Below are 13400 nucleotides of genomic sequence, written 5' to 3'. Positions count from 1 at the left end.
GAGGGCCGCATCAGGCCGGTCAGTTGTAGAAGGTCGCGCTGTGGATGTCCACCGGGTTGGCGGCCTGGCCGGTGGCCACGCCGTAGACGGCCACGAAGGACGAGCCGGTCGAGACCAGGCCGGTGTAGTCACCGAGCATCCGGCCGGAGCTCGTCGCCGGCACCGTGCGCGCGTCGAACGGGCCCTCGATGTGCCGCTCGCGCCACGACGCGGGCTTCGTGCAGTCGTCCGCGCAGGTCACGGCCCAGAAGTCGGTGGGGAGGGTGGCGGCGGACGTGTTGTTCCGGAAGTCGTAGTAGGTGATCGCCACGGTGCCGCCGGGGGACACGGCGATCGCCGGCACCGCGGCGGAGCCGGTGGGCGTCTTGTCCACCCGGACCGGGGCGGACCAGGTCTTCCCGTTGTCCGCGGACCGCGCGTACGCGACGTGGAAGGTGCCGTCGGCGTCCTGGCTCGGCCAGACCGCGTTCACCACCTTGCTGCCCGGACGGGCCGCCAGCAGCGGGAGCGTGGCGTTGCGCACCGGGTCACCCGAGTCGTCCGGGTCGGGGATCCGGGTGCCCACCGCCATCGGCGCCGCCACGTTCAGCGTCGGCGCGGACCACGTGGCGCCGCCGTCGGTCGAGCGGATGACCTGGGTGGCCGCGGCGGTGTCGGTCTCGTGGTGCATGCCGATCAGCAGCGTCCCGTCGGCCATCGGCACCAGCTCGGTACCGATGACACCGCTGTTGGCCGGGAAGTCGTACACCTTCTTCGTGGTCCAGGTGCGCCCGTCGTCGGTCGACTTCGCCATGTAGACCGGCTGCACCCAGGCGCCGCTCGGCTGGGTGTCGACCCGGTCCCACACCGCGTAGACCGTGCCCGGGTGGTACGGGTCGGCGGTGATCGCCGGGCGGTCGTTGAAGAACCGCGCGTCGTCGTCGCGCTGCAGGGTCACCGGGGCGCCCCAGTGGTCGCCGCCGTCACCGGACCGCGAGACCAGGATCGCCGTCACCTCGCCGGTGCGCGAAAGCGAGAACGACGCGGCCACCGCCGCGCCGGACGGTGTCATCGTGACCCAGTGGTCCGTCGTGACGTCGTAGTCCCCGCCGTTGGCGGCGGTGCCGCCGTCGCACCGGGAGAACGCGGGCTGGTTCGCCGACCGGCGCCAGGTCGCGCCGTAGTCGTCGGACACGGCGGTGCCGGTCCCGTTACCGCCGTACCGGTTCCACCTGTCCTGCTGGTACACCGTGACGAGACGCCACGGCCGCTTCGGGTCCCGCGCCACCATGGGCTGGACCTCGGTGTTCGGGTTCAGGACATAGCCGTCGCCCTCGGGCAGCCCGCATCCCTGCGGCAGGGCGCTGGTGCCCGACACCGGCACCACCGCGGCGGGATCGGTTCCGTCCGCTGACGCGGCCGGGGCCGCGAAGGCGAAGGCGAGCAGGGTGGTCGCTGCGACCATGGCCGACCTGGAACGTCGATTCAACGGTGCATTCCTCGTCCTCGATGGGGGGTCTTGCCGGAGACGCCGCCACCTGGCCGGCAGCGCGTTCCCAGCGAAGGCCGAACAGCAGGACGACATTACAGCCCAAGATCGACTTCTTCTCGCCCTTTGGCTCGGCACCCTTCCGCTCTCGCGGCGAGTATCGTCCGGACGGTCAATTTGGACAATGTCCAACCTGGTCCCGGGGATGTGCCGGGCGGCCGAAAATGAGGACATCCATAAATGGAATTCCGGCCAATCTGAGCGGGGTCGAGCGTCTCGACGCCGCCGCGGCCGCCGCTCGCCCGCCGTGCCCTCACGCGGAGGGCGCCTCCTGGCGGGGAGGGGCGCCGCGCCGGCGGCTACGCGACGGCGGCCTCGTCGTCCCGGTCGGCCAGGAGCCGGGCCAGCCGCTCCCTTTCCATGAACGCCCAGTCCTCCGGGTCGTCGTCCCAGTCGACGCGCTCCTCGATGTCGAGGCCCGCCATGAACTCCTCGTGGAGGCCGGACGGGTTCTCCCGGACCGGGTCGGAGAACTGCCACACCTCCACGGCGGCCCTCAGGTCGCCGCGGTCGGCCAGCAGTTCGGCCAGCCGCCTCGTCGTCGGCGCGGCGTCGCCGTAGGCGCGGGCCCACACGTCCAGAGCGGCTGCCAGGTCGCCGTGCTTCGCCAGGAGCTCGCCGAGGCGTCCGGCCGCGTTCCGGTCGCCGGCCTCCGCTCGGGCGCGCAGCTCAACGATCTCGTCCTGGTTCGGTACGTCACTGTTTGTCCGAATTTCCATTACCGGTCACCTCTTCCGGGGGCAGCAAGGGCGCTGGCAAGGAACAGCCGCTCCGGGAAAGTAACCATTCCCGGGAGCCTCAAACCGCTTCCGTCCGGCGAGTTGCCGGGCCGGGCCCCTGATTGCCGAAGGAACGGCGCGCGGTCGCCGCCGTTTCGCCGGACGCGCCGCCCGCCCGCCGACGATCGTCAAGGCGCGCTGCGTGAACAGGGGTATTCGCTTGCCTTGGAACGGGCCCGCCGGTGCCGAACCGCCTCACGGCCTACGCGGTTCTTGTCGTCATTCATCGGTTTCGCCGGGAGACGGTTCGCATAGGCTCGGACCCTTGGCGTCGCCGTGCGTGAGTATTTCCGGTCCCGTTCTCCGCGCCCCGGAAAGGCGTTTGTGAGATTCTCATTCGAGAATCCGCCGTTTCCGGAGCCCGATGGGGTGCGGGGTACCGGCGGTCGAGTTCCTCGGGGCATGCCTCCAACGAACGCGAGCCACCCGTCGAAAGCGTGACCAGCGCGTGAGCTGCGCTGATCGCCCGGGTGAAGGGCGCGCGCGGCGGAGATCAGCGGCCGAACATGCCGCCCCGCGGTCGGCGGTGCGTTCCCCGGGGCCGCCGCGGAGCCCCCACCGGCGCGCGGCGGCGGCCGAGGCGCAGCTGCGTCAGCAGCAGCGAGAACGCCACCATCAGCGCCGCCAGCCAGGCGATCTGCGTGCTGGCCATCCGCTCGAACGTCAGATCCTGCGCGACGGGCGCCTGGTTGCCCTGGAGGCGGCTCTGCGGCGTCTCCGCCCCGGGCGCCGGGCTCGGCGCGACGGACGGGTTGGGCGCCTGGATGGACGGCAACGCCACCTGCGGGTTCTGCGGCTCGAACGACGCGTTGGGCGACGTCTGCACGGACCCGTTCGTCCCCGTGCCGTTCCCGCTCCCCGAGGAGCCGCTTCCACTGCCGGACCCGCCGTGCGACGTCCTGGAGGACGTGGAGTGCGAGGGCGTGGGCGACGGCTTCGTGGGCTTGCGCGACGGCGACTTCGTGGGCGTCTTCGAGGGGGTCGGGGTCGGCGTCTTCGTGGGCGGCGGCTTGGACGGGACGACGTACCTGAACGTCGTGGTCCCGGCGACCGGGGCGAGGTCGGTCGCGTCGACGGTCACGATGATCGTGTAGACCGCCGTCTCCTTCGGCCCCTCCTTCGGGACCGTCACATGCGATGTGACGGGCGTGCCGCTCTTCCCGGCGGCGAGGTCGCCGACGGCGCACCCCGCCGACTCGAACGGCGCGCCGCAGTCACCGGTCACCGCCGTGCCCTTGAGGGTCGCCGTGATGTTGGTGACCTTGATGTTCGCCACGTCGCCGCCGACGGCGGTGACCGTCGTCGTGATGTCGAGCGAGCCGCCCGGGTCCAGCCTGGCCGCCGTGGAGGCGACGTCCACCGTGAGCTTGCCGGTCGCGGGGGACGCGGGATCCGACCCTGAGGGGGAGGGCGTCTCGTCGGCCACGGCGGACGCGCCGCCGGCGGCGAGGATGGCCGCCGTGCCGAGCCCAACAAAGATCGGTTTCACCGTCGCTCGGCAGATCACTGCCGCCGCACCTCCGTCGCGTCGCCGTTGAGCGCTTCCGTCCGAGGGATCGCCTCGGCACACATGCGAACACGGATCCAAGGGGCAAATCAACCCCGCCCGGTCAGACGAACTCCTCCCGGACGTCCTCGATCTCCGACCCGGGCGCCCAGGCCTGCCAGATGCCCTGGTCGACGCGGTCGAGCCCGAGGCTCTCGGCGACCGGGGCCCGCCCGCCCGCGTACTCGACCCGCAGCCACGTCTCGTGCTCCCCGACGATGACGAAGCGCTCGCCGCGCCAGCGGCACGTCGTCCGGACGTAGCGGAGCTCCTCGACCTCGGACGCGGGGACGATGCGGCGGAAGCGCCCCGGGCGCAGCTCCTCGAACCCGTCCGTCGGCCCGGGCGCGTACAGCCTGATCTCGCCGTCGGCGCCCGGCGCGGCCTCGAAGTCGCGGCCGAGCCACCGCGCGACGTACCCGTCCCGGATCACTGCGCGGCCTCCGTCCGTCCGTCCCACGCCTCGGCGCCGGCGTCCGGCCGCAGCCAGGCGAGCCGGTCCGGGTCGTACATCGCGATGAACCGCTCCGACCGGTCCCTGCCGATGTAGTACATCTCCGCTCCGTACGGCAGCCGGACGCTGGTCACCTTGTACTCGCGGATCGACCCGGCGCTTCCCGGCGCGAAGCCGCTCCCCGTGAACGGCGGCCGCTCGATGACCCAGCCGGACTCGCCCCAGGACGCCATCTCCTCCTCGTCGCGCCCGCCGAACGGGACGCGGTACAGGTCGGGGCAGTACGCCGGCCACCGGATGACGTACACGCCCTCGTCGTCGAGGGAGAACGAGGAGTCGGGGAACAGCAGCCCCAGCGCCTCGTAGAGCTGGGAGGGCGTCTGCAACTCGGCCACGTCGTTCGTGGAGTGGACGAAGCCGCCGACCCGGTCGTACCCCTGCTCCAGATACCAGGAGACGTGACTGTGCGGGACGACCTTCTGCATGATGGCCGGCGACGAGACGCGGTCCTCGGGGTCGGTGGGCGCCTGCGGCACCGGCTCCCGCCGCGGCGGCGGCAGCGGAACCTCCGGCCGCGCCTGCACGAGCCCGACCCGCACCGCCCACTCACTGAGCGACCGCACCTGATCGCCGTGCAGCGACGCCCCGATGTGGGTCCCCGGGTTGAGCACCATGGCCCAGTCCTCCCGGGGCCACGCGCCGATCAGCTCCCGGAAGTCGGCGTACACGAACCGGGACTGCGGCAGAACCTCCCGCAACCGGACCATCGACGTGAACACCTGGACGGACACCGCGTCCCGCAGCGCCGCGTCCCACCGGAACTCCCGCTGGACGGGCGTCACCTCAAGCGGCGCGTCATCGGGGATCGGCACGAGCACGTTCGCGTTCAGCAGCACCCGCAGGAACGCGTCGGAGTCGCCGCCGGAAGCCGCCTCGTAGAGCTCCTGGTCGATCCGGTTCCCCGGCTCGAACGCGGGCTCCGGTTCCTCGACGGCGTGCAGCGACCGTCCCGCCCCCGGCTCTCCGGCGGGCGCGCCGTCCTCGCCCCCGCCCGCCTCCGCCTGACCAGGGTGTGCGGCGTCCTGAGGGACCGCCGCGAGGCCGCCCGGCGCCGCTTCTCCCGGGGCGCCAGATGGGGCGCCGGGAGGTTCGCTGCCCTGGACGCCCGCGTCCTGACCGGTGCGCGCCACCTCGTGAGGCGCGACGGGCCCCGCGACACGGCGGTCGGCGCCTTCCGGCAGGCCGCCGCCTCGTCCGGCCCCGGGGGCGGGCGCGGCACCGAGCGATCCGGTGGCACCCGTGCCGGACGGCACACCGGGCGCGTCCGGCCCCGTGTTGGGCGGCTCGCTGCCCTGAGACCCGTCACCGGGAAGGCCAGGCGCGGCACCGTAAGGCCCGGTGCCCTGAGGAACGCCGGTGCCAGGCGGGGCGGCGGGCGCGTCCGATCCTGGTCCCGCCGTCGTGGAGCCTTGTGCCGTCGCGCCTGGGTGGGGACTTACGTCCTCCGGCGCGCCCGATCCGGTGTTAGGCAGCTCGCTGCTTAGAGCTCCGACCCCGGGAAGCCCAGGCTCTGCGACTCCGCCGAACGGGGTGGTCGCCCCAGGTGCGGGGGCGGCGGGCGCATCCGATCCCGGGCCCGCAGTCGTGTTCTCTGGCGCGCCCGATCCGCTGGTCGGCGGCTCGCCGCCTTGGGCTGCAACTCCGCCGGACGGAGTGGTCGCGCCAGGGGCAGGCGCGTCGATGTGGGGACGACCGGCGGGCGTGGCGGGAATCTGAGAGGCGGTTTCCGGAAGGCTCGACTCAGGGCCGCCGCCGGACAGGCCGGACGTGTCGGAAGGGGCCGTGCTCGGTGCGGCCGTGTAGGGACGGCCCGCGTCGTCTGGCAGGCCGGGCTTGGCGTCGAGAGGCCCGCTGTTCTCAGGCGCAGGCCCGGGAACGCCCGGCTCTGCGGCGTCGCCGGATGGCGTGGCCGTGCCAAGAGCGGTGGGGACCGGCAGGTCAGCGTGCGTGCGGCCCGTTTCTTCTGGCGCGCTCGGCCCGGTGGCCGGTGTCTCGGGGTGCTGAGGCGCGGGCCCGGGAAGACCAGGCTCTGCTGCGCCGCCAGGCGGGGTGGGGGTGCCGGCGTCACCTGGCGCGGCACTGAGGGGACCGGTGTTCTGCGACGCGGGTGGCGGGAGGCCGGGCTCCGCGAAGCCGCCGGTGGGGCTGGTCGTTCCGCGCGCGTCTCCGAGAGGGGCGCCCGCGTCTTCCGGCACGGCCGGTCCGGGGCCCGGGGGGTCCGGCTCCGCGACCTCGCCGGACGGGCTGGGCGCGGCCGCTGGCTCAAGGCCGGGCATGTGGCCCGGGTCGACGGCGGTGCTGGACGGGTCCGCGAGGCGGCGGGCCGCTTCTCCCGGAACGCCGGGCAGGGGAGCGCGGGGTTCGTCGGCCGGGCGGGGAGCGGGCGCCTCGCCGAAGTGCGCGGGGGCCGGGGGCACGGCTTCGGGAAGGCCGGGCTGCGCGGGGCCGCCGGGCGCTCCGGCGTGGTGGCGGCCCGGTTCCACGGGCGCGGGGACGGCGGGCTCGTCCGGCACGGGCGGGCCCGCGTGGCGGCCCGGGCCGGACGCGGCGGGGTCGGCCGGGACGGCGGGGGCGACCGGCACCGAGGGCGCGGCCGGGGGCGGCGGCGTCGCGGCGGACGGGGGAGCGGGCGGGCCGCTGAGGGTGCGGACCTGCTCGCCCGGCATGGACGCGTCGATGGGCGTGCCCGGGTTGAGGACGAGCGTCCACGAGGCGTCCGGCCAGGCGGTGACCATCTCCAGCAGGCTCGGCATGATGAAGCGCGACGTGCCGATCGCCTCGTTCATCCACCTCAGCGACGTGAAGATCTGGATCGACGTCCGGCCGTGGACGCGGACGGGGCGCCACGGGAAGTCGGGGTCACCGGGGACGATGCCCCACGGGGTCTCGGCGTCCACGGGGACGAGCACCTGGGCGCCGAGAATGATCTTGAAGAAGGTCTCGGTGTCGCGGCGGCGGGCCGCGTCGAAGAGGCGCTGCTCGATGTCGTTCTGGGGCTCGAAGCGGTCCGTCATCCGCTGGGCGGCGCGCTGGTCGGCCCAGGTGGCGAGGCCGGGGAGCTGCTGCGCGAGGACGGTGCCGCCCGCGGGCGAGCCGGAGTTGATGGCGAGGAGCCAGTCGGGGTCCGGCCAGTAGCGCAGCACCACGGTGAACGGCAGCGCGATGTGCTCGGTGCCGGGCCCGGACGCCTCGGCCAGCCGCTCCGGCGAGGTGAAGACCGGGACGACGGTGGAGCCGTCGACCTCACGGGTCTGCCACGGGAAGCCGGGACGGCCCGGACGGAGCGAGAAGTCCATGTCGTCCGGGACGGGCAGCAGCACGTCGGTGGCCGCCAGCGTCTGCAGGAACAGGTCGTGGTCGTTGTTCGCGGCGGCCCGCAGCAGCTCGCGCTCGACGTCGTTGGCCGGCTGGAACTCCGGGCGCGGCGCCTCGCGGGGCAGCTCGCGGTGCTGGTCGCGCAGCTCCTCCCACGGCGGGGACGCGCGGCCGACCTGCGGGGGGCGGCCGTCGCCGTCGGCGACCTGCCGGACGAACCAGGACGGCAGCCGCGCCTCGATCGGCAGCGCGGCGGGGACGCCGCGCGCGGGAACGTCGACGGCGAGCCACCAGCGGTCGTCCGGCCAGGTCTCGGCGATGTCGCCGAACCGCACCGTCATGAAGTGCTGGTAGGACGGCCCGAGGCACGCCCGCATCGCCGCCGCCGACGTGTAGGCCAGGACGTGGATCCGGCCGTCCTCCTCCTGGGTGGGCCACGACGGCTGCGCCTCCCCCGCGAGGACGCCGTCCACCAGGTCGGGCGGGACGGGAACGACGAGGTCGGCGTCCCCGAGGAGGCGGAAGTAGCTCTCCTGGTCGCCGGCCCGTACTGTCTCCTGCAGTCGGTGCTCCAGTTCCGACGTGGGTCGCCACGCGTCGGCCACGGTCGCCACCCCCTGTTTCTAGCGTGCTCGTCCCCGCGCGACTGCCTACGCTACATGGGCGAACAGGACCAAAGAGCATAATCATCTGACTGCGCGCGGGAGTTCGCAGGTCAGAGGCTGTCAGCGCGCAGTCAACGCGGCGAGGGCGGCGAGGAGCCGGTCGATGTGCTCCTCCTCCGTCCCGATGCCGATGCTCGCGCGGACGGCGCTCCGGTCCTCGCCCAGCAGGTGCCGGACGAAGGGGTGGGCGCAGAACTTCCCGTCGCGGACGCCGATGCCATGCTCGTCGGACAGCGTAAGCGCCACGTCCCGCGCGTTCCAGCCGTCCACGGTGAACGACACGATCCCGACGCGCGGCGCCCGCTCGCCCCACAGCGTCAGCTCCCTGACGTGGGGGAGCGCCGCGAGTCCCGACCGCAGCCGTTCCACCAGCGCCTCCTCCCGGACGGCCAGGTCGTCCCAGGCCGGGGTCAGCGTCTCGCACGCGGCGGCCAGCGCGAGGGCGCCGAGGACGTTCGGGGAGCCCGCCTCGTGCCGCTGCTCGGCGGAGGGCGCCCACCGGGTCGTCTCCCCGACCGAGGCGCTGGCGCCGCCGCCCCTGAGGTAGGGCTCGGCGGCGCGCAGCCAGTCGGCGCGTCCGGCGAGCACGCCCGCACCGAACGGCGCGTACAGCTTGTGCCCGGAGAACGCGACGTAGTCGAGGCCGAGCGCGGTCATGTCCAGGGGGCGGTGCGGGACGAGCTGCGCCGCGTCGACCGCGATGCGGGCGCCGTTGCGGTGCGCGACGTGCGCGAGCTCCTCGATCGGCCACAGCTCGCCGGTGACGTTGGACGCGGCGGTGACGACGAGCAGCCGCGACCCGATCGGGCACGCGCGCAGCGCGCGGTCGGCGGCCGACAGCGCCTCGGCCGGGGTGGCGGGCGCCGGGAGGCGCACGGCGCGCTTCCACGGCAGCAGCGACGCGTGGTGCTCGCTCTCGAAGACGACGACGCTCGTCCCGGCCGGGACGGCGTGCGCGAGCAGGTTCATCGAGTCGGTGGTGTTGCGCGTGAAGATCACGGCCGCGCGCCGCCACGCGCCGAGGAACGACCGCACGGTCTCCCGCGCGTCCTCGTAGGCGGACGTCGTGACCTGCGACGCGTACCCCGCGCCGCGGTGCACGCTGCTGTAGTACGGCAGCGCGCGGGCGACGGCCTCGTGCACCGCCTCCAGACAGGGCGCGCTGGCCGCGTAGTCGAAGTTGGCGTAGGGGACGCGGCGGCCGTCCCGCACCGGGACCGGGACGTCCGCTCCGATGACGCGGGGAATCGGGCGAACCCGGACCCCCTCCGGGCGCGTCACAGCAGGCGTGATGGGGGAGCGGGCGAGCAGCGTGGGCATGCCTGGACCTTCCGGGGTCAGGGACCCCGGGATGCCGGCCGGGATCCGCGCTTGCCGGAACGCGGTGCGCGTCCGGCCAGGTCCTCACCCGGGGCACCCCATCGCGGACGAAGGGTTGCCGGCCAGCAAGCCGGGGCTTCGCGCTGGCGCTCATGACCTCATGCGGAAGTATATGCGGAGCCGAACGGGGATCAAGGGGAGGGTGCGATGCGGTACCGGGTGGTTCGGACGCTGGCCGGCGGCGCGCTGGTGCTCGGCGCCCTCAGCGGGTGCGGGGCGCTGGGCGGCGGCAACTCCGCCCAGGTGTGCACCGACACGAAGAAGGCGTTCCAGCAGTACGTCACCCAGGTGCGGAGCGTTCCGGCGGCCGAGCCCGCGCAGTGGCGGCAGGCCACCGAGCAGCTCGCCGGACGCGTCGACGGGCTCGCGAAGCAGGCCGACGACGCCGACCTGGGCAAGGCGCTGAAGGCGGAGGCGGGCAGGCTCCGCGAGGCCGCGCCGGGGGTCGGCGACGGCGACGTCTCCCGGCTCGACAGCGTGATCAGGGAGACGCCGGCCGTCATCGGCAAGGCCTGCGACTGAGGGGCCGCGGGGGCGGCTACCCGCCGGTCCCGCCCAGCGGTCCGCCGCCGGTTCCGCCGTTGGGGTCGCCGCCCGGTCCGCCTCCCGGATCGCCGCCCGGTCCGCCCCCGGGGTCGCCCCCGCCGGGGTCCTGCGGCGGGATGATGGTCGGCAGGTCGGTGGGGGGCGTCGGGAGGTCGGGCTGCTCCGTGGACGGCGGCGGCCGGACGGGCCCGCGCGTGTCCGGCGGCTGCGGGCCGGTCGGGGGAGTGTCCTGCGTCGGGCCGCCCCAGCCGCTGCCGGGGGTCATCGACGGCTCCCCGAACGAGTCGGGCTCGTAGCCCTTGATGTTCACCGCGTCCGCCATGTACGAGCGCCAGATCTGGGCCGGGAGCTGCCCGCCGTACGCGCCGTACCCGGGGATGTTCAGCGGCTTGCCGTCGCTGCGGAACATCGCGACCGTCGTCGCCATCTGCGGGATGAACCCGTTGAACCAGATCGCGCGGCCCTCGTCGGTGGTGCCCGTCTTCCCGGCGACGTCGCGGCCGTCGGGCAGCTGCGCGCCGGTGCCGGTGCCGCCCTGCACGACCTTCTGCAGGGCGTAGGTGGCGTCGCGGGCGACCTGCTGGCTGAACGCCCGCTCGCCCTTCTCGGTGAACGTGCGCTTGTGGTTCTCGTTGTCGGTGACCGACTTCACCACGAACGGCGTCCGGTGCACGCCCTCGGAGGCGAACGTCGAGTACACGCTGGCCTGCTCGACGGGGTGCAGCGACACGATGCCGAGCGGGAACGTGGCGGCGTCCCGCTGCTCGGGATTCATCCGCGCCGCCGGGATGCCCATCTTCTCGGCCATCGCGGCGATCTTCTTGTTGCCGATGTCCTGGCCGAGGTTGACGTAGGCCGTGTTGATCGAGTGCTCGGTGGCGGTGACGAGGTTGACCGTCCCGAAGTTCTCGTTGCTGTCGTTGTGGATGGACGCGCCGTGGAAGTACTGCGGGGAGCTGCCGTCGTAGCTGGTGGACAGCGTCTTCCCGTCGTCCAGCGCGGCCGCCAGCGCGATCGGCTTGAACCCCGACCCGGCCTGCGCCCAGTCGCCGAAGGCGCTGCTCAGCGCCTCCTCCAGGTAGCCGCGGCCACCGTAGAAGGCGACCACCTGCCCGGTCTTCGGGTCGACCGACACCACGCCGGTGCGGATCTTCTTGCTCATCCCGTTCGGGGCGTTGTTCGCGACGGCCTGCTTCATCGCGTCCATCAGCCGCTTGTCGAACGTCGTGGTGATCTTCAGCCCGCTGCGGTTGATCTCGTCCTCGCTGTAGCCGCGGCGCTCGGTGAGCTCCTTCTTGGCCACGTTCACCATGTAGCCGCGCTGGCCCTTGAGGACGTCGGTGATCTTCTCCTTGCCGGGGGCCGGGAAGGTCAGCGAGGCCGCCTCGGACTGGGTGAGCGCCCCGTCCCGGACCATGTTGCCGAGGATCGCGCGCCAGCGCTGCTCGGAGTAGGCGCGGCGGGGGCCGGTCGGGTCGGCGAAGTTGCTCGGCTGCTGGATCGCGGCGGCGAGGTAGGCGCCCTCTGCCGGCGTCAGCTTCGAGACGTCCTTGTCGTAGTAGGCGTGCGCGGCGGCCTGCACGCCGTAGGCGTCGCGGCCGAAGTAGATGGTGTTGAGGTACTGCTCGAGGATCCAGTCCTTGTCCTTCTCCCGGCCCACCTTCAGGGAGACCATGATCTCCTTGAGCTTGCGGGTGACCGAGCGGTCCTTGCCGATGCCGCCGTAGTAGTTGCGGACCATCTGCTGCGTGATCGTCGAGCCGCCCTGCAGCTGCTTGCCGGTGGCGGTGGACCACAGCGCCCGCGCCGTGCCCTGGACCGACACCCCGGGGTCGTCGTAGAAGCTGCGGTTCTCCGCGGCGATCACCGCGGCCCGGGTGCTCTCGGGGATCCTGTCGAGCTTGACCGCGTCCCGGTTCATCCCGGTCTTGGCGATCTGCGTCTTGCCGTCGGAGTAGTAGAACGTCGGCCCCTGCGCGATCGCCTGCTCCTGCGCCGACGGCACCGGCGTGAACACGTAGGCGACGCCGAACGCGGCGATGCAGAACCCGATGAAGCCGAGGATGAGGAACAGCGCGCGGCGCAGGAACCGCGACCTGCGGCTGCGCGGCTTGCCGGGCCCCTTGCCCCCGCCGCCCTTGCCGCGCCCGGGTCCGGACCCGGGCGGCGGGCCCCCGGCCTGGGAGCCGCGCGGGGTCGAGTCGCGCTTCGAGGCGGCGGCCATGCTCTTGGTATCTCCGGTGACGGCCCCATCGACACCATCAACCGCGGTGGCATCACCAGACGCGGCGACATCACCGGTCACAACCGCCTCATCGGACGCGGCCTCGGCGGGCGCGGTGGCCTCGTGGGACGCGGGGGCCGCAGCGGGCGTGGCCTCGACGGGTGCGTCGGGCTGGTCGGACTCGGCGGGTCCGTCGGATGCGGTCACCTCGTCCGGGGCGGTTGCTTCGCCCGGCACGGTGGCGGCGTCGGGCGTGACTTCGGCGGGCGCGGTGGCCTCGTGGGACGTGGGCGTCTCGCCGGGCGTCGCGATCACGTCGGACGCGGTGGCCTGGTCGGACGCGGCGGCGTCGTTCTCGGGGGCGGCCTCCGCGGGGGCGGTCGGCGCCTCGGTGGCGGGTTCGTCGGCGCCGGGGGCGGAATCGGCGGAGGCCGTGGCGTTATCGGCGGGGGGCGAATCGGGTCCCCCGCTCGCGCCGGCGGCCTCTTCGGGCTCCTTATCGCCGTTTCGAGATATGTCGCCCTCGTCGACGAATTCGGCGTCACCGGCGGTTTCTCCGGTGGCGGCTTCGGTGTCCGCGGTCAGCGTGGCGGTCGCGGGACCGTCCGTGCCGGCCGGTGCCCCGGCCTCGCTTTCGCGCCGGTCCGCCTGGCCCGTCCCGGAGCGTTCCTGGCGCTCCGGGATCTTCTCGCTGTCGCTCACAAGCCCCCCGTGTTTATTGCGTTACAGACGATACCTGAGGGAATCCGTGCGTCGGCCGCCAATGCGCATCCGCGCTCTCCCAAAGGAGGACGGGCAATCCGCCTCGCCGGTTGTCGTGACGGATGTCGCAGCGTGCGGCCTTTCGTGAAAAGCCGAGCGGCGGGGACCCGACCGGGTGCCCCGCCGCTCTCGCGCACGGCC

At 73.5% G+C, this 13400-nt stretch carries 8 protein-coding genes and 1 riboswitch; of the genes, 1 reads left to right on the top strand and 7 read right to left on the bottom strand.

Annotation, left to right across the window (positions count from 1 at the left end):
* Positions 1-19: 19 nt before the first annotated feature.
* The 6 genes from ABWI04_RS09880 to ABWI04_RS09855 form a co-directional block, all read right to left on the bottom strand.
* Positions 20-1444: a sialidase family protein gene (locus ABWI04_RS09880; RefSeq protein ID WP_353832145.1), complete on the bottom strand. Its 1425-nt coding sequence runs from the start codon at positions 1442-1444 to the stop codon at positions 20-22.
* Positions 1445-1827: 383 nt separating this feature from the next.
* A complete protein-coding gene (locus ABWI04_RS09875) occupies positions 1828-2247 on the bottom strand; it encodes a hypothetical protein (protein ID WP_353832144.1) in 420 nt (139 codons plus the stop codon).
* A 553-nt stretch (positions 2248-2800) separates the two neighbouring features.
* Positions 2801-3814, bottom strand: coding sequence for a hypothetical protein (locus ABWI04_RS09870; RefSeq protein ID WP_353832143.1), 1014 nt, complete (start codon positions 3812-3814; stop codon positions 2801-2803).
* A gap of 103 nt (positions 3815-3917) precedes the next feature.
* Positions 3918-4286, bottom strand: a complete 369-nt coding sequence (locus tag ABWI04_RS09865; protein WP_353832141.1) for a UCP033725 family protein — start codon at positions 4284-4286, stop codon at positions 3918-3920.
* Positions 4283-8296 carry an SseB family protein gene (locus ABWI04_RS09860; RefSeq protein ID WP_353832140.1) on the bottom strand — a complete coding sequence of 1338 codons (4014 nt, stop codon included), beginning with the start codon at positions 8294-8296 and terminating at the stop codon, positions 4283-4285. Before ABWI04_RS09860 ends, ABWI04_RS09865 begins: the two co-directional genes overlap by 4 nt.
* A 111-nt stretch (positions 8297-8407) precedes the next feature.
* Positions 8408-9667, bottom strand: a complete 1260-nt coding sequence (locus ABWI04_RS09855; protein ID WP_353832139.1) for an aminotransferase class V-fold PLP-dependent enzyme — start codon at positions 9665-9667, stop codon at positions 8408-8410.
* A gap of 42 nt (positions 9668-9709) precedes the next feature.
* A riboswitch (SAM riboswitch) is annotated at positions 9710-9825 on the bottom strand.
* 49 nt (positions 9826-9874) lie between these two features.
* Here ABWI04_RS09855 and ABWI04_RS09850 point away from each other — a divergent pair.
* A complete protein-coding gene (locus ABWI04_RS09850; protein ID WP_345179579.1) occupies positions 9875-10249 on the top strand; it encodes a DUF8711 family protein in 375 nt (124 codons plus the stop codon).
* A 16-nt stretch (positions 10250-10265) separates the two neighbouring features.
* Here ABWI04_RS09850 and ABWI04_RS09845 read toward each other — a convergent pair whose 3' ends face one another.
* Positions 10266-13199 carry a transglycosylase domain-containing protein gene (locus tag ABWI04_RS09845; protein WP_353832138.1) on the bottom strand — a complete coding sequence of 978 codons (2934 nt, stop codon included), beginning with the start codon at positions 13197-13199 and terminating at the stop codon, positions 10266-10268.
* Positions 13200-13400: the final 201 nt, after the last annotated feature.

This window comes from Actinomadura sp. NPDC000929 (assembly GCF_040492065.1).
Lineage (GTDB): Bacteria > Actinomycetota > Actinomycetes > Streptosporangiales > Streptosporangiaceae > Spirillospora > Spirillospora verrucosospora.
This window is presented reverse-complemented; position numbering and strand designations above follow the sequence as displayed.